Annotated in this window: 11 protein-coding genes; 2 read left to right on the top strand and 9 right to left on the bottom strand. The window is 66.6% G+C overall.

Going from position 1 to position 16,799, the window contains the following annotated elements; all coding sequences use genetic code 11:
- The 3 genes from A7X12_RS22795 to A7X12_RS22785 all read right to left on the bottom strand — a co-directional run bounded on the left by A7X12_RS22795 (position 1) and on the right by A7X12_RS22785 (position 4,444).
- Complete coding sequence (locus A7X12_RS22795) at positions 1-2,412, bottom strand: ABC transporter permease (protein ID WP_064313736.1); 2,412 nt, start codon at positions 2,410-2,412, stop codon at positions 1-3.
- 94 nt (positions 2,413-2,506) lie between these two features.
- The gene (locus A7X12_RS22790; protein ID WP_064313735.1) at positions 2,507-3,187 is read right to left on the bottom strand and encodes an ABC transporter ATP-binding protein; all 681 of its coding nucleotides are present in this window, start codon (positions 3,185-3,187) and stop codon (positions 2,507-2,509) included.
- A gap of 9 nt (positions 3,188-3,196) precedes the next feature.
- Positions 3,197-4,444, bottom strand: coding sequence for an efflux RND transporter periplasmic adaptor subunit (locus A7X12_RS22785; RefSeq protein ID WP_064313734.1), 1,248 nt, complete (start codon positions 4,442-4,444; stop codon positions 3,197-3,199).
- Between the two features lie 175 nt (positions 4,445-4,619).
- Here A7X12_RS22785 and A7X12_RS22780 point away from each other — a divergent pair, with 175 nt between their 5' ends.
- Entirely contained in the window at positions 4,620-5,864 is a 1,245-nt protein-coding gene (locus A7X12_RS22780) for a sigma-54-dependent transcriptional regulator (protein WP_064313733.1), read from the top strand.
- 54 nt (positions 5,865-5,918) lie between these two features.
- The gene (locus tag A7X12_RS22775; protein ID WP_064313732.1) at positions 5,919-7,097 is read left to right on the top strand and encodes a sensor histidine kinase; all 1,179 of its coding nucleotides are present in this window, start codon (positions 5,919-5,921) and stop codon (positions 7,095-7,097) included.
- A 51-nt stretch (positions 7,098-7,148) separates the two neighbouring features.
- Here A7X12_RS22775 and A7X12_RS22770 read toward each other — a convergent pair whose 3' ends face one another.
- The 6 genes from A7X12_RS22770 to A7X12_RS22745 form a co-directional block, all read right to left on the bottom strand.
- Complete coding sequence (locus tag A7X12_RS22770; RefSeq protein WP_064313731.1) at positions 7,149-8,318, bottom strand: pyridoxal phosphate-dependent aminotransferase; 1,170 nt, start codon at positions 8,316-8,318, stop codon at positions 7,149-7,151.
- 34 nt (positions 8,319-8,352) lie between these two features.
- Positions 8,353-9,168 carry a sulfite exporter TauE/SafE family protein gene (locus A7X12_RS22765; protein ID WP_064313730.1) on the bottom strand — a complete coding sequence of 272 codons (816 nt, stop codon included), beginning with the start codon at positions 9,166-9,168 and terminating at the stop codon, positions 8,353-8,355.
- 90 nt (positions 9,169-9,258) lie between these two features.
- Positions 9,259-11,865: a TonB-dependent receptor plug domain-containing protein gene (locus A7X12_RS22760; protein WP_064313729.1), complete on the bottom strand. Its 2,607-nt coding sequence runs from the start codon at positions 11,863-11,865 to the stop codon at positions 9,259-9,261.
- A gap of 695 nt (positions 11,866-12,560) precedes the next feature.
- Entirely contained in the window at positions 12,561-14,090 is a 1,530-nt protein-coding gene (locus A7X12_RS22755; RefSeq protein WP_084445970.1) for a DHA2 family efflux MFS transporter permease subunit, read from the bottom strand.
- Between the two features lie 12 nt (positions 14,091-14,102).
- Positions 14,103-15,296 (bottom strand): HlyD family secretion protein, encoded by a 1,194-nt coding sequence (locus tag A7X12_RS22750; RefSeq protein WP_064313728.1) that lies wholly within the window; start codon positions 15,294-15,296, stop codon positions 14,103-14,105.
- Positions 15,289-16,755, bottom strand: a complete 1,467-nt coding sequence (locus tag A7X12_RS22745; RefSeq protein ID WP_198162155.1) for an efflux transporter outer membrane subunit — start codon at positions 16,753-16,755, stop codon at positions 15,289-15,291. The genes A7X12_RS22750 and A7X12_RS22745 overlap by 8 nt, the downstream gene beginning before the upstream one ends.
- Between the last annotated feature and the right edge of the window lie 44 nt (positions 16,756-16,799).

The raw sequence follows: 16,799 nt of genomic DNA, 5'->3' as shown, positions 1-16,799 counted from the left end.
TTATTCGTAGCGCAGCGCGCGGGCGGGTTCGGCGCGGGCGACGCGCCAGGACTGGCCGATCACGGTGGCGACGGCGATCAGCACGGCCAGCCCCGAGGCGAGCAGGAAATAGGCCGGCGACAGGCCGATCCGATCGTCGAAGGTCGACAGCCAGCGCTGCATCGCCACCCAGGCGAGCGGCCAGGCGATCAGGTTGGCGAACAGCACCGGGCGCAGGAACTTCGTGACCAGCAGCTGGAGCACGTTGCGGGTGGAGGCGCCCAGCGCCTTGCGGATGCCGATCTCTTTGATCCGCCGCGTCGTGTCGAACGCCGCGAGGCCGTAGAGACCGATGCAGCCGATCGCGATCGCCAGCACCGCACCCATGGTGAACAGGCGAGTACGCTGCGTGTCCTGCTCGTAATAGCGCTTGTAGAGATTCTCTTCGACGGTGCGACCGCTGAACGGCTCGGCCGGTGCGATGCGCTTCCAAGCTGCTTCGATCGCATCGGCAGTGGTGCGAGGATTGCCGGTATAGCGGATGGTGGCGAAGGCACCCGTGAAAGCCTTGGTGCTGAAACGGTAGACGACTCCGCCCACCTGTTCGCGCGGACCCCGGAAGCGCAGATCCTCAACCACGCCGATCACCGTCATAGCGCCGTTGCCGTCCAGAGGCTTGCCGATCGCTTCCTGCGGACTCCGGAAGCCCAGCTTCGCGGCGGCATCGCGGTTGAGCACCACGCTGTAGGGTGTGTTGCTCCCCTTGGTGCGCAGCGCCAAGTCATCCCCCGGATGTGCCCGCTCGAACACCCGACCGGCGATAATCCGCGCCCCGAAGGTATCGAAATAGTTGTCGCCTACTTGCACATGCATCAGCGACGGCTTGATCGTGGATTCCTTGCCGGGTTGGAACATCGTTGTGTGGTTGGTCATGTTCTGGTCGCCAGGCGCATTCTCGGCCGTGGTCACGCCTGTCACGCCGGGCACGGCCGCGAAGGCGCGTAGCAGCGCCGCTTTCTGGTCCGGCCCCAGCGAATCCGAATAGAAGGAGCGGACGACGTACAGTCCGTCCCGCCGGAAGCCGAGATCGGCGGCCCGGACATGGGCGGTCTGCGCCAGCATCACCGTCGTGCCGATCGCAAAGGCGATGGCGATAGCGAACTGGACGATCACGAGGCCGGCGCGCAGGCGGGCACCGGCAATGCCGCCTCCCGGCGCGCGGGCCGAGGCCAGCACGGCTGCAGGGCGGAAACCGGCCAGTATCGCCGCCGGATAGAGGCCGGCGATCCCGCCGACCGCCACCACGAGCAGCATCAGCGCGGGCACGATGCTGTCCTCGCCCCAATAATGAATCGATAGGTTCAACCCGCCCAGGCTGTTGAGGAAGGGCAGGGCCAGCTCCGCCAGCGCCAGGCCGATCAGCGCGGCCAGGGCAACTGTCGCCACCGCCTCGATCAGGAACTGGCGCATCAGTGCGCGACGGGTGCCGCCCAGCACCTTGCGCACCGCTACCTCGCGGGCGCGCAGCCCGGCGCGGGCCGTGGCCAGGTTGATATAGTTGACGATCGCGATCAGCAGCGTCAACGCGCCAACGGCGCCGAGCGTGGTCACCACCGCGCTGTCCGCACGATCGAAGAGATGGTGCGCCGTCAGCGGCCGCAGCGACTGACTCCATTCGCCTTTCTTGATGTTGTCGCCGAACACCCGGCGCTCGGCGAAGCGGTGCAGCTCCCCCTCGAACGCCCTGGCCGCGGCCGCGTCTGGCAACCGCAACAAGGTTGTAAGCGACGTGCTGCCCCAATGATCGAACCATTCGTTGGCGAACCGGGCGCGGTTCATCGGCACGTAGATTTCGGAGGTCAGGCTCTGGTCCTTGCGGTTGTCCGAGATCACCGCGCCGACGCGGTAGTTGTACGTCTTGTCGCCGATCACGATGGAGAGCGTTCGTCCCAGCGGCGACTGAGTGCCGAAATAGGTGGTCGCGACCCGCTGGGTGATTACCATGGTGTCGGGATCGGCAAGCGCCCTAGTGGGGTCGCCGGCGGTCACCGGCAGCGGCATCAGCTGGAAATAGTTGGGATCGACCGCGGTCAGTTCCTCTGAACTGCTGACGGCACCTTGCCGGACGATGCCGCCCAGCGGCCAGAAGCGGGTCCCGACCAACTGCGGATAATCTGCGCGGAGATGCTCGAGTTCGGCCCCCATGCTGTACGGGCTCGGCCTCTCCGGGTAGCCCGGCATGTGGTAGGTTTCCTGGATGATGTAGAGCTGGTCGGCGCCGGGGATCCAGCGATCGAACCCCGTCTCGAACCGCACGAACAGGCCCAGCACCAGGAATACCGCGATTCCGAGCGCCAGCCCGCCGATGTTGAGGGCGGCGAACAGCTTGTGGCGGGTGAGCGAGCGGTAGAAGCTCGTAAAGGCAGACGTCATGGCGTCACTCCCGGTTCGCGGGTCTTGGAGAGATGGCGTAGCAGGGCGACGGCAAGGAGCAGCAGCACCAGCATCGTCAGCGCACGATCGAGCTTCACGCCGCCCGCCGTACGGCGGACAGAATCCGCCCGTCGAGCATGTGCACCGTGCGCTTGGCGATATCGGCATGGGCGGGGGAGTGGGTCACCATCACGATCGTCGCACCGTCGGCATTGAGCCGGGTGAGAATGTCCATCACCTGCGCGCCGTTCTCGGTATCGAGGTTGCCGGTCGGCTCGTCGGCGAGGATCAGCCTGGGTTCGCCGACGATCGCGCGAGCGATCGCGGCGCGCTGTTGCTGGCCACCGGAGAGCTGATGCGGATGGTGGTTGCGGCGATGCGCGATGCCGACCCGATCCATCGCGGCGTCGACGCGCTCGCGCTTCTCGCGTGCGGGCATCGACCGGTATGCCAGCGCCAGCGCGACATTCTCTGCGATGGTCAGCTCGTCGATCAGGTTGAAGCTCTGGAACACGAAGCCCAGCCGGTCGCGACGGAGCTTCGCCAGCTGCGCCTCAGGCACCTTGGCGATGTCCTCGCCCTCGAACAGATAGGCGCCGCTGGTCGGCCGGTCGATCGTGCCGAGGATATTGAGCAAGGTCGACTTGCCGCAGCCCGAGGGCCCCATGATCGCGAGGAATTCACCCGCCTGTACGGTCAGGTCGATCTCGGCGAGCGCGGTCGTCTCGACGTCGTCGGAGCGATAGGCGCGGTGGATGGCGTTGAGCTGGATCATGGCGGGCTCCTAGTGGATCAGCAGGGTCTGGTAGGGGGCGTAGGTGCCGAGCGGGGTGGTGATGATGCGGTCGCCGGGGGCGAGGCCGCTGGTCACTTCCACCTGATCGGGGTTGCGGCGGCCGGTGGTGATCGCCCGTCGCACGGCGCGGTTGTCGGCGGTCAGCACGAAGGCGGTGGTGCCGCCGGCGTCGAGCCAGCCGCCCGAAGGCGCGACCACGGCGGGGCGATCGGCGCCTAGGGTGAGCCGCACGTCTAGCGTCTGGCCGCGGTTCAGCCCCGCTGGTGCGGCGCCCTTGAAGCCGAGCTCGACACGAAATCGCCCCTCGGTGACTTGCGGCAGCACCTTGATCACGGTGAGCGGCAGGCTGCGCCCGTCGAGATCGGCGACGGCGGTAAGGCCGGTGCGCACGCGGCCCAGATAGAATTGGTCGATATCGGCGGTCAGTTTCCAGGCGCGTTCGGAATCGACCTGTCCCACCGTGTCGCCTGGCTTGATCATCTGGCCGGGCTGGAGGGTGAAGGCGGTCAGCCGCCCGGCGACCGGCGCGCGCACCACCAAGGCAGCGAGGCCGGCGCGAGTCATGGCGAGGCTCTCGCGCAGCTCACCGGCGGTGGCGTCGACGCCGGTGGACTGGTCGGCGAGCATCTTGCCCGCCTCCGCCGCGCTGCGGGTAAGCGCGGTCAGGCGCGCGCGCTGGTACGCCACCTCGTCGCGCAGCGGCGTGACCGCGGCGGCGGTGACGATCTGCTTGTCAAACAGGATCTGCTTCTGGCGGAGCAGCGCCTCGGCCTTGGCGAGTTCATTGCGGGCCGACGCGATGTCGCGTTCGGTCTGCTCGCGGCTTTGCTGGATCGAGAGGCGCTGGCCGCTGATCGAACTGAGCTGCCCGGCGATGTTGGCCGAGCGGCTGGCGACGTCGAGCGCGAGCGTAGGGTTGGCGAGCCGGGCGAGCGGCGCGCCGGCGGCGACCGACTGGCCGTCGCTGGCGATCAGCGCCTCGACCTGACCGCCGCTGATCGCGGTGACGTACACGGTCTGGAGCGGGGCGACCTGCGCGCGCAGCGGCACATAGTCGGCAAAGGCTGCGCGGGTAACGGGCGCGATGCGGATCGTGGCGGCGTCGACGGCGAGGCTGCCCGAGCTCGGCAGGAACCACCACAGCGCGGCCGCCGCGGCGACGACCGCCAGGCCGACGCCGATGCGAACGGCGAGTTTGCGGCGGCGCGCATGGGGGCGCTCGATCCGCCGGTCCATTGCGGCGCCATTGGTATGAAGAGGCGTAACGTCCATGGCGGACAGTGTACGATACGCCGACGTGTGATCCTAAGATGCTGATAATGATGGATAGTTCATAAGGGGCTGGCGCGGCCGGCGAACAATGTCCAAGCTAGTGTCCGATTCCGAACACTCAACTGGAGCGGTCAAGCCTGTGTCATCCGAATCGCCGACCATCCTGGTAATCGACGACGATCCCGACATTGTCCGCGCGGCGACATTGCTGCTCGAACGGAACGGCATGCGCGTTCTTGGCGCGCCCGACCCCAACGCCGCCTGGGTGCGGCTGGCGGAAGGGCCAGTCGACGCGATCCTGCTCGATCTCAATTTCGCGCGGGGACGCACCAGCGGGGAAGAAGGCTTTCGCATGCTGGATCGGCTGATCGCGGCCGATCGCAACGCGGTGGTCGTCGTCGTTACCGGTCATAGCGGTATCGCCGTGGCGGTGCAGGCAATGCGGGGCGGCGCGAGCGACTTTGTGATCAAGCCGTGGAGCAACGAGCGGCTGCTCGCAACCGTGGAGCGCGCGGTGGCGCTGCGCCGGGCGAAGCTGGCGGCGGCCCCGGCGCCGACAGGCGAGGAGGCGCTGCTGTTGCTCGGCGAGGCGCCCGCGATCGAGGCGGCCCGCGGCCTGATCGCGCGGGTGGGGCCGACCGATGCGGCAGTGCTGCTCACCGGCCCGTCGGGCACCGGCAAGACGCTGGCGGCACAGTTGCTGCACTGCGCCTCGGCCCGCGCCGATCGACCGCTGGTTACGCTGGATGCGGCGGTGGCCGATCTGGCGACGATCGAGGCGCGGGTCTCGGCGGCCGACGGCGGAACGCTGTTGATCGAGGCAGTGGACCAGCTTGCGCCGACCTTGCAGCCCGAACTTGCGCGGCGATTGGGCGGACTGCGCGTGCTTTCCACCAGCAGGCGCGATCGTGCCGGTACCCGGGCTGCACTGAGCGACGATCTGCGCTTCCGGTTGAACACCGTCGAAATCGACCTCCCGCCGCTTGCCGCCCGCGGCGACGACCCGCTGTTGCTCGCCCGGCATTTCTGCGCCTTGTACGCGGGGCGGTACGGTCAGCCCCCGCGTCCGCTGGCGGAGGAAGCGGCGCGCGCGATCGCTTCCGACAGCTGGCCCGACGGCGTGCACGGCCTGCGTCAGGCGATCGAGCGCGCGGTGCTGCTCGGGGGTGGCGACGCCATCGATATCCCCGCGTTGGGACTGGCCCTGCCTGAAGACACGCCGGAGCCGCGGGCGATCAAGGCGGATCTCAATCTGGGGCGTAGCGAGGCGACGCTGGTCGCCGCAGCGCTCAAGCGGCATGCCTTCAACGTCAGCCGGGCGGCGGCGGAACTGGGGCTGACCCGTGCTGCGCTCTATCGGCGGATGGCGAAATATGGGTTGTGAGCGAGGTTTTGCCCCTTCCGCAAGCGGCGGGGGGATTTGCAGGGGGTGGCGAGCATGACCATGCGGGGGTGGGCGGCACTGCTGCGCGGCATGTTGCTGCTGGTGGCGGGCGGCGCGTTCGCCGTCGCATGGAGCTCGGAGCTTTACGCCAGCGCGCTGGTTTCGGCGTTGGCGGCGCTGTGGGGGCTGGGGACGGGGATCGTCGAGGCGCAGCGGCCGAAGCTGGTACCGGTGGCCGCGCCGATGCCCGCGCCCGACCCCGCGCATCGCGAGCGGCGACTGACAGCGCTACTCGATCTTTCCCCCGCACCGATCGTGACGCTCGACGGAGAGGGGCGGCTAACCGCGATCAACCGCGCGGCGCGGCGGTTGTTCGGGGCCGCGGACCTCGTCGCCGATCCGCCGGCGCTGCTGGTCGAGGCGATCGGCGATGCCTCGGGCCGGGCGGCCACGGTGGCGATCGGTGGGCGCAGCTATGCGCTCACCACCAGCGACTTCGCGCTCGGCGGCGCACAGAGCCGGCTCGCCGCACTGATCGACATCGATGCCGAACTGAAGGCGGCCGAGGCGGCGACGCTGCGCGACCTGGTGCAGGTGCTGAGCCACGAGATCGTCAACGCGCTCACCCCGATCGCGTCGCTGAGCCGCACCGCCGCGGACATGCTGGAGGAACCAGCGCCGTCGATTCCCGCGCTTCGCGATGCAGTGGGGACGGTAGCGCGGCGTGCAGAGGGGCTGCAGCGGTTCGGCGAAGCGTATCGCTCGCTGGCCCGGTTGCCCGCACCGCGCTTCGCGCCGCTCGACCTCCGCGAGGGAGCGGAAGATCTGGCGCGCCTGTTCGCCACGCGCTGGCCGGCCCTGCCGCTGGCGTACGAGGCGGCAGCGCCGGTGCGTCTGCACGGCGATGCCGACCAATTGAGCGCCGCGCTCTGGGCGCTGCTCCAGAATGCCGCCGAGGCGGTGGGCGAAGGAGACGGTGGGAAGGTGGGCCTGTCACTGTGGCGCGACGAACGTGCCGCCTATTGGCACGTCTGGGATAACGGCCCCGGCGTCGCGGAGCAGGATCGTGCGGCGATCTTCCGCCCGTTCTTCACTACCAAGCCGCAGGGCAGCGGCGTGGGGCTTGCGCTCGCCCGGCAGATTCTGCTCGCCCATGGCGGTGACCTGGCGCTGCTGGGAGGCGAGGGCGGCGCGCGGTTCGAGGCGATGCTGCCGATCGCCCCACTCGGCTGACAACGGACCCGCGCCGCCCCGAGCGGCGGCGCGGGCCAGGCACCGCAATCCTCAGGCCATCAGCACCTTGTCGACGGCGATGCGGAACTTCTCCATGTCCGCCGCCGAGCCAACGGTGACGCGCGACATGGTCGGATAGGCGGTCCAGGAGCGGCCGATCTGCACGTTCTGGGCGAGCAGGGCGGCCATCATCTCCTTCGGCGCCTTCCCCTTCCATTCGACCATGAACATGTTGGCGTGGCTGCCCGGCAGCACCTTCAGCCCACGGTTCTGGAGATGGGCGATGGTCTTTTCGCGCACGGCGATCATCTCGTCCCGCCGCGCCTTGATCTCGGCGGCGAGCGGGATCGAGGCGGTACCGCAGGCGACTGCGGTCATCGGCAGCATGTTGGTCACCTGGAAGCCGTCATAGCGCATCATCTTGTCGTGCAATGCCGGCGACGCGAAGGTCAGGCCGAGGCGCATGCCGGCCATGCCGAACAGCTTGGAGAAGGTGCGCATCACCAGCACGTCGTCGCGGCTCGCCACCAGCTTCGCGGCATTGGGCGCATCGGCGAAGTGGATGTACGCTTCGTCCACGATCAGTACCGCGTCCTTGGGCTTGTTCTCGGCAAGCCAGACGATGTCGGCGATCGGGGTCAGCGTCCCGGTGGGATTGTTGGGCGAGCAGACATAATAGAGCCCGGCATTCGGATCGGCCGCGAGCATCGCCTTGACGTCATGCTGGTACTGGGGCCCGAGCGGCGCCTTGGTGACCTTGGCACCGATCCAGACGGCAGTGCGCCAGATCTGTTCATAGGTGGGATCGGCGGTGACGATGCCGCGCGTCGGGGAAGCGAAGGTGACGGCGGCGCGGTTGAGCGGGTCGCTGGAGCCGGGCCACGCCTTGATGTGGCTGGCCGGCAGGCCCTCGACCGCTGAAACGGCGGCGAACAGCTTCGCATGCTCGTCGTCCGGCTCGTAGCGATTGCCTTCGGTCACGATCTTCATCGCCGCATTCGCGCCGGCGGGCAGCGGCCCGGTCCAGCATTCGTTCGATCCGATGCGCACGGCGCCCACGACGGCTTTGGCCGATTGCTGGGCGAAGGCGGGTGTCGCCCGGCCGATTGCGACGGTGCCGCCGAGCAGGGCAGCGATGCGGGCCATGTCGCGCCGCGAATAGCCGCGACCACGCAGGTCTTCGCTGAGTTCGGGCGTCGTGAGCGTTTCGAGGATGGTCATGTCGAGGTCTCCCTGTTTCCTATGAAGACGCGCGTCAGAACTTGAGCGCATTGTGGAACATCACCAGCGCGATGACGATGAGGTAAATGCCGAATACCCGCTTCAGCATCGCGGGTTGTAATGCATGGGCAGCTGCGACCCCGAGCGGGGCGGTGAGCATCGACATGCTCGCGATGGCGACGGTGGCGGGCAGGTTGACGAAGCCGAGCGAACCCCAGGGAAGCCCCGGTTCGCGCAACCCGATGATCGCGAACCCGATCGCGCTCGGCACCGCGATCAGCGTGCCGATCCCGCTTGCCGTTCCTACTGCGCGATGGATCGAGCGCCCGCACAGCGTCATCACCATGATCGCGATCGTGCCGCCGCCGATGCCGAGCAGCGACGAGAAGGTGCCCAGCCCGCCGGCGATCGCGACGCGGGTGACGCCCCCCGGCATCTGATCGCTGATCACCCGGTTGCCGAGCTTGGGCACCAGGAAGTTGACCGACATCAGCAGCACGCCGGTGGCGAAGACCATGGTCAGCACCCGGCCGTCGACATGGCTCGCGAGCAGCACGCCGATGCCGTCGCCCAGCACTACCCAGGGGGCCCAGGTCTTGAGGATCTCGAAATCGACCGAGCCGCGCTTGTGGTGACTCATCACCGATCGGATCGAGGTGATGATGATCGTCGCCGCGGAGGTGCCTATGGCGACATGGGCGTACTGGCTATGCTCGCCCCCCAGCAGGGGTAGCATCAGCAGCAAGGCAGGGACGACGACAAAGCCGCCGCCAATGCCGAACACGCCGCCGGCGAAGCCTGCGGCGAGCCCCGCGACCAGCAGGCCCAGCAGCGGGATCAGCCAGTCCATGGAAGATGTAAGCAATGCACAGCACTCCCGAGATTTGTTCTTGCGCGCGGAGGACGGGACCGGGAGCGCGCGCACCCGGTCCCTGCGAGTTCAGAATTTCAGGCTGATCCGGCCGTAATAATATCCGCCATTGATCCCGTAGGGCGAGATCGCCGGGTAGACGTTGGAGGAATAGGAACGTGACCCCGCGGCAAGCTGCGCCGCGCGGATATTCTCGAAGGAACGCTTGGTCGGATAATGGTTGAACAGGTTGTTCGCGCCGACCGAGAGCTTGAGGCCACCGGTGATCTTCACCCCGCCTTCCAGATCGATGATGAAGGCGGCGTTGACCGGCACCTGGAGGTCGGCCCCCTTGAGCGGGCTGTTCCCCGGCGTCGATTCCAGCGCGTAGACCTTCGAATAGTAGCTCTCGCGGAAGTTGAGGCTGAACCGCCCCAATTCCCAGAAAGCGCCCAGGGTGGCCCGGAACTTGGGCGTGCTGTTCTCCAGCTCGATGATCGTATAGTTGTTGATCAGGGCCGACAGCGCCGGGTTGGCCTTGTTGACGTACAGCGCCGAGGGCAGGGCGGCGATGCTCTTGACCTTGTTGTCGTTGTAATTGGCCGACAGGGTCCAGTTCACCTCCCCGATCGGGCTCGTCATGTCGTAGCTGGCAACGAAATCCACGCCGCGCGTGCGCATCTTCGCGCCATTGACGAAGGTCTGGATCGAGACGGTGCCGTCGATGTTCCGCTCGCCGTTGACGTCGGTGAGCACATAGCTGGGGATGGTGCCGCCCAACGCGGTGGCGACGGCGTTGTAGACGGACTGCTGGTTGTAGGTGTTGTAGGTGTCGGCATTGTAGGCGACGCAGTTCGCCTTGTTCGAACCGGCATAGCCCTGCGGGCAGTATTTGCCGTTGAACCCGTAGAAGGAGCTGGAGATCAGGATCCGATCGCGGATCTCGATCCAGTAGGCGTCAATCGTCACGTTGAGGTGCGGACTTGGCGTCACGACGAAGCCGGCGCTGAAATTCGTCGACTTCTCCGGCTTCAGGCCCCCGAACCCCAGCGACTTCGCACCCGGCGAATTGGCCGGTAGCACGCCCGAAACGCCGCTTGGGGCGACGTTGATGCCCGAATAGAAGCCTTCGGCCAGTGTCGGCGCGCGGAAGCCTGTCGAGACGGTACCGCGCACCGCGAACGCCTTGGAGATGTCGTAGCGGCTGGTCAGCTTGAAGACGGTGGTATCGCCGAAATCGCTGTAATGTTCGTGCCGAACCGCACCATCGACCAGCCAGGCGTCGACCGGCTTCACGCTGATGTCGAGATATTGCGAGAAATTGGTGCGGCTGTGATTCCCGGCATCGTTCGGGCTGTAGCCGAAGAAGGATTGTGCGCCGCTGCCGTAATAGGAGGCGGGATCGCCGGAGACGATACCATAGGTCTCCCGGCGATATTCGAGGCCGGCTGCAACGTTCAGCGGATCGCCGAGGCCGATATCGAAGGCATGGGTCAGGTCGAGCGTGTTGCTCCACTGGCTGGCCTTGAAGTCGCCATTGTGGAAGTTGGTCGGCGTGAAGCCGGTATCCTTGTAGAGCGCGGCATTACCCGAATTGTCGACATAGACGCCGACGAAATCATCGCCATAGGTGGAGGCGATATCGAAGGTCGTGTCCCCCAGTGTTCCGCGGAATCCGCCGGTTACGGCGTAGTCGGTCTCGCTGATCCGCTCGAGCGGCTGGAAGCCCATCGGGTAGAAGGGTACGCCCGCCTTGCTGGTGATCACGTCCGGCGTGCGCACATTCTCATAGGCGCGGGCATTTTTGTGGCCATAGCTGCCGAAGGTGTAGAATTCGAAGCCGCCGAAGTCATAGCCCGCATTCACCATCACCGATGTCTGGTCGATCTCGGGATCGCCCTCGATGCGGTTGGTATAGGGGTAATAGGGCAGGTTCTTGATCGCCGGATACAGCGTCAGATATTTGGTGGCGTTGGCGCTGTTCCCGAAGACTTGCGGGTTGACGTCGCCCCGGAAGCTGAAGCCCTTGTGCTTCTTCTCGGCGGTAATGTTCACATACGCATTCTCGATCGGCGCAAAGCCGATATTGCTGGAGAAGGCGTAGGTCTTGCCGCCTTCGTCATAATAGCGACCGCCGGTGACGTCGATGATGCCGCCGTGATCGGCCTTTTTCTGGATGATGTTGATCACGCCGGCGATCGCGTCGGTGCCATATTGCGCGGCGGCGCCGTCCTGCAGCACTTCGATATGGTCGATCGAGTCCGGCAGGATGAAGCTGATGTCGGGCGCCGCGCTGCCGCCATAGGGGCCTCCGGCGACGGAAACGTTGGCGGTGCCGTGGCGGCGCTTGCCGTTGAGCAGGATCAGCGTGTGGTTGGGGCTCAGGCCGCGCAGCTTCATCTGCAGGTTATGCGCCTGGAGATCGCTGCCGAACGCCTGGGCCTGCACGCTGGGCAGGTTCTGTGCGAGTGCCTGGACCAGGTCCGGCTGGCCGGTGCGGGAGAGATCGGCGGCCGAGAGCAGCTGGATCGGCGCCGGGCTGTCGGCGGCGCGCAGGCCGGTGACACGGGTGCCGGTGACGATGATGTCGCCGCCCTCCTGCGCCGGTGCGGTGCTGTCTTGGGCAAAGGCAGGCGTGGCGGCGAGCGCCAGCGTGATGGCTAGAACCGTGAACGATGCCGTTTCGCGAAAATGCATTCGATCGTGCCCCCCGAAGGCTGATGGTTGTCGTTCGCTCCTGGATACGGTCTGTTTTTTCTCGTCTTTCTCGTCGCTTGGTGTCGGCTCGCGGTGGGACACGGATGTCCGTTCCCGAAAGCGCAGCGGCGAGCGGGTGGAAGGAGCCGACACAGGGTACGCATGGGCGATCGCGTCGAGACGCGACGGCAGGTCACCGCGCCGCGCGGAATTTCGGGTCGCGGCAATGTCACGCCAGAGCTTGGGTTCATACTGGGCCGAGCGCCGAAGACGCGGGCCGGGCGAGAAAGACGGCAAGCAAATAGCTCCATCTTTCCAATATTCAGAGCATCATGCCACTCCGACCCGGACGTAAAATCCCCGGGCTGCGTGCGACACTATATTATTCGGTTGAAAGCAAACCGCTCCGGCAGCGAATATAGTCCCTGCCTGAGCGCATCCGGATCGCCGCGATAGCGCTTGGTACATGATGTTCGGTCATTTGATCACCCCGTTTTCTGATCAAAGCACCGATTCAAACATCCGACCCCTGGATTTTTTTCTTGCTTGTTATGAGGATGCTATCGGCGGGGCGGGGGATGTCAATGCGCGAATGACGTATGTCGTAACGTTTCTGTCGCATCTATGACACATAGCCCGCTCCATCGCTGGAACGGGCTATTCGTCTTTGTATTAGCTTACGAAAACGTCGGCGGTCAGTGGGCGGCGCTGGTATCGACCTTGCCGCGCGGGCGTGGCGTGAACCAGATGATCCCGGCCGCGAACACGAAGATGATCGCCGACAGCAGGAAGACATGGGTGGTCGCCAGCGTCAGGCTTTCCTGGCTCACCACGCGTTCCACCGCCGCGCGCACCTGGCCGATCGAAAAGCCTTGCGCGGTGAGCGTGTTCATCGTCGGATCGGTGTTCAGCCGCGAGACGATCTCGCTGCGCGCGATGCGTGCGCTGTCGTCCCAGATGCTGGTGGAAATCGAGGTGCCGATCGCGCCCGCCATGGTCCGCAGGAAGCTCATCACGCCTGCCGCCGAGGCGGTTTCCTCCGGCAGCACCGAGCCCAGCGCGAGCGTGGTCAGCGGGATGAAGAAGAAGGGCATGCCGAATCCCTGCAGGAACTGCGGGAAGGCAAAGGTCCAGAACCCCGCCTGGCTGTTCCAGTAGACGCGAAGCAGCGCCGACAGGCCGAGCCAGAGGATGCCGAACGATACCAGCAGGCGCGGGTCCATCTTTTTCGACAGTTTCGCGACGACCGGCGACATGAATACCGCCGCCACGCCGGAGAAGGCGGTGGCATAGCCCGCATAGGTGGCGGTGTAGCCCTGGCTGGACTGAAGCCACTGGGGAATGATGACCGCCGAGGCGAAGAAGGTCGCGAAGGCAAAGGACAAGGATATGACCGATACGGTGAAGCCACGGTGCCGGAAGACCCTGAGATCGACCACCGGATTTTTCGCGGTGATCTCCCACGCAAGGAACACCAGAAAGCCGACTGCCGCGATCACGCCCAGCCAGACGATCATCGCGTCGTTGAACCAGTCATGCTCGCGGCCGAGGTCGAGCATGATCTGCAGCGCGGCGATCCACAGGACGAGCAGGGCAAGACCCCCCTTGTCGATCGGCAGCTTTTCGGTCGCCGTTTCGGCGCGGGTAAGCAGGCGCATCGCGCCGAAGACGCAGATCGCGCAGACGGGAATGTTGATGAAGAAAATCCAGTGCCACGACCAGTTGTCGCTGATCGTGCCGCCGGCAATCGGCCCGAGGATCGGTGCGACGACCGTGGTCATCGCCCACAGCCCCATGGCCTGCGCGTGCTGCTCGGGCTTGAAGATGCGGAGCAGCAGGGTCTGGGTGAGCGGCATCAGCGGACCGCCGCACAGGCCCTGGCCGATGCGGCAGGCCACCAGCATGCCGAGCGTCGTCGACATGCCGCACAATACCGAGAAGACGCCGAAGCCAATCATCCCGATGATGAACACCCGCACCACCCCGAACCGGCCGGCAAGCCAGCCGGTCAGCGGCACGCAGATCGCCTCGGCGACGGCGTAGGAGGTGATGATCCAGGTGCCCTGGCTCGCCGAGATGCCCAGGCTGCCGGCGATGTGCGGCACCGAGACGTTGGCGATGGTGGTGTCCAGCACCACCATGAAATTGGTCAACGCCAGCACCACGCCGGCGAGGATCAGCGAGGGCCCCTCCAGGAAGCCCCCGCGCTGCATCTGGCCGCTCATGGCAGGCAATCCTTACTTGGCCGAGGTATCGATCTCGGCATCCATCGACAGGCCGACCCGCAGCGGGTGCTGCTGCAGTTCCTTCGGATCCAGCGCGACACGCACGGGCAGCCGCTGGACCACCTTGATCCAGTTGCCGGTGGCGTTCTGCGCGGGGATCAGTGCGAAGGACGAGCCGGTGCCGCCCGAAAAGCCGACCACGCGGCCGTGATATTCAACGTCGCCGCCGTACAGATCCGACGTCAGCTTTACCGGCTGGCCCACCTTCACGCGGGTGAGCTGGCCTTCCTTGTAGTTGGCGTCGACATAGAGCTGGTTGAGCGGCACGATCAGCATCAGCTGCGCGCCCGGCGCGACCCGCTGCCCCACCTGCACGGCGCGGCGGGTGACCACGCCGTCGAACGGCGCGCGGATCGTGGTGCGCGTCAGGTCCAGCTTGGCCTGCTCCACCTTGGCGCGGGCTGCGAGTACCTCGGGCGCCGTGTTGGCGTTGGTGCCGCGAACCAGCGCATCGTTCGCCGCCAACTGGCCGCTGGCCGCGACGCGGGTCGAGGTCGCCTGTGCGAGACCGGCCTTGGCGAGTTCGAGATTGGCGCGGGCCGCCTGGAAGGCATTGGTCGCCGAACTCAGCTCTTCGCCGGAAACCGCGCCGTTGGGGGCGAGCTTCTGGCGACGGCCGAGGTCGATCCGGGCCTTTTCGAAATCGGACTCCGCGGCGGTCACCTGCGCGCGGGCGCGGGCGATATCCGCCTCGCGTGCCTGCACCTGCGCCGCGAGCGCTTCGCTGGTCGCCGAGGTCTGGCCGAACTGGCGGGTGGCGCGGGCAAGATCCGCCTCGGCCTGGGCCAGGGCGATGCGGGCGTCACTGTCGTCGATCTGGACGAGCACATCGCCCTTGTGGACGGTCTGCGTGTCCGCCACCGCGACGCGGAGCACCTGCCCCGCCACCATCGGCGTTATGCTGGCGCTGTCCGCCCCGACATAGGCGTTGTCGGTGCTCACATAATGACTGCCCACCGCCATGTAATAGCCACCATAGCCGAGGCCGGCGAGCAGCACGAGGCCGCCCACGCCAAGCATCAGGCGCTTGCGTAGCGACTTGCGATGGCTGTCATCCGCATCGACGGGAGCCGGGGTGGGAGCGGGCTCCTTGCGGTCGGCGGCGTCGCCGCGCGCGGAGTGGATGCCGGGTTCTGCATCAGCCATGGGTCGGTACCTCGGAAGCGGCAACCGCCGCATTGTTGGTGGAAAAGCCGCCGCCGAGCGCGCGGACGAGCTGGACGTCGAGCGCGAACGCGCGCGCTTCCAACCCGGCAACGATCTGGCGGTTCTGCAACACCCTCTCCTCGGCGGTCAGAACATCGAGAAACCGCGACAGCCCGCCTTGATAGCGTTGCTGCGCGATCGCATAGGCCTGTTCGGAATCTGAAAGCGCCTTGCGGCTCAGATCCAGTCGCGTGGCCAGCGCTTTCTGGCTCGTCACCGCATCCGCTACCTCATGATAGGCGGTGGTGACGCTGTTGTCGTATTTGGCGACCGCCTCGTCATAATTGGCGCGGGCGCCGGCATATTGGCCACGCAGTGCGCCACCATGGAAGATCGGCAGGCTGATCGCGGGCCCTGCCTGGAGCACGGAGGCGCCATTGCCTTTGACAAGGTTGTCAAGGCCGAGCGAGCCATAGCCCGCCAGCGCGCTCAAGCGGATGGAGGGGTAGAAGGCAGCGCGCGCGACCTTGATCCGGCTGGCGGCGGCTTCGACCCGTGCGCGGGCGGCGGCGATGTCGGGGCGCCGGCCGATCAGATCGGTCGTCACGTCGCCCGGAATGCCCTGCGCCTCGGTGGGGCCTGCCGGTAGGGCGATGCTGAGCCCGCGATCCGGACCCTGACCCAGCAGCGCGGCGATACGATTGCGGGTGAGGCCGATGTCCTCGTCCGTCGCAGCGAGCTGCGCCTGGGCGGCCGGCACGGCGGATGCTGCCTGCTTTTCCTCGGCGCGGGTCTCGAGGCCATTGGTCACCCGGTCGGTGACCAGCTTCTGCGTCTCGACCCGGACCTGCAAGGCGCGCTCCTGCACGCGGCGATCGGCCGCCAGGCGGGCGAGGTCGGCATAGGCCGCGGCAATGTTGGTGGACAGCGCCAGCCGGGCCTGCTCCAGCTCCAGCCGCGCCGCTTCCGCTTCCGACGTCGCGGCGGCGAACTGGGCGCGGTTCTTACCCCACAGGTCGAGGTCGAAGCCCAGGTTCAGCGTGCCGTAGCCGATGGTCTGCACGTCCGACGGGATCTTGATCGGCAGGCCGTCGCCGGTGTTGATCTTGTTGGCCGCTGCGGAGCCGCTCGCATCGATCGTGGGCAAGCGCGAGGCCCCGGCCTGCACGGCATAGGCCTGGGCAGCGCGCAGGCGGGCGGCAGCCGCAGCGAGATCGGGCGCGCTACGGAAGGCCTCGTCCATCAATGCGTTGAGCTGCGGATCGTTATAGGCGGTCCACCAGTTGGTGACGGGCCACTGGCTTTGCGTATTGCCTGCAAGGGACTGGCTGGCCGCATAGCTGTCCGCCGAACGGATTTCCGGTCGGGCGCCGAGATTGGGGACAGGCGCACAGGCCGCCAGCGCCGAGGCGGCAGCCGCGGACAACAACAAGGGCCTTGTCGGGAAACGACTCATCATGTGCTGAAAAACCGTACTAGTGGGTACGAGTTCCAAATGGGAGG

This window comes from Sphingomonas sp. TDK1, from assembly GCF_001650735.1.
Taxonomy (GTDB): domain Bacteria; phylum Pseudomonadota; class Alphaproteobacteria; order Sphingomonadales; family Sphingomonadaceae; genus Sphingomonas.
This window is presented reverse-complemented; position numbering and strand designations above follow the sequence as displayed.

Excerpts from the sequence above, each read along its gene's own strand:
- A7X12_RS22785 (WP_064313734.1), bottom strand. The coding sequence starts at position 4,444 with ATGGACCGGCGGATCGAGCGCCCCCATGCGCGCCGCCGCAAACTCGCC.
- A7X12_RS22770 (WP_064313731.1), bottom strand. The coding sequence starts at position 8,318 with ATGACCATCCTCGAAACGCTCACGACGCCCGAACTCAGCGAAGACCTG.
- A7X12_RS22760 (WP_064313729.1), bottom strand. The coding sequence starts at position 11,865 with ATGCATTTTCGCGAAACGGCATCGTTCACGGTTCTAGCCATCACGCTG.
- A7X12_RS22795 (WP_064313736.1), bottom strand. The coding sequence starts at position 2,412 with ATGACGTCTGCCTTTACGAGCTTCTACCGCTCGCTCACCCGCCACAAG.
- A7X12_RS22775 (WP_064313732.1), top strand. The coding sequence starts at position 5,919 with ATGACCATGCGGGGGTGGGCGGCACTGCTGCGCGGCATGTTGCTGCTG.
- A7X12_RS22745 (WP_198162155.1), bottom strand. The coding sequence starts at position 16,755 with ATGATGAGTCGTTTCCCGACAAGGCCCTTGTTGTTGTCCGCGGCTGCC.
- A7X12_RS22750 (WP_064313728.1), bottom strand. The coding sequence starts at position 15,296 with ATGGCTGATGCAGAACCCGGCATCCACTCCGCGCGCGGCGACGCCGCC.
- A7X12_RS22765 (WP_064313730.1), bottom strand. The coding sequence starts at position 9,168 with ATGGACTGGCTGATCCCGCTGCTGGGCCTGCTGGTCGCGGGGCTCGCC.
- A7X12_RS22790 (WP_064313735.1), bottom strand. The coding sequence starts at position 3,187 with ATGATCCAGCTCAACGCCATCCACCGCGCCTATCGCTCCGACGACGTC.
- A7X12_RS22755 (WP_084445970.1), bottom strand. The coding sequence starts at position 14,090 with ATGAGCGGCCAGATGCAGCGCGGGGGCTTCCTGGAGGGGCCCTCGCTG.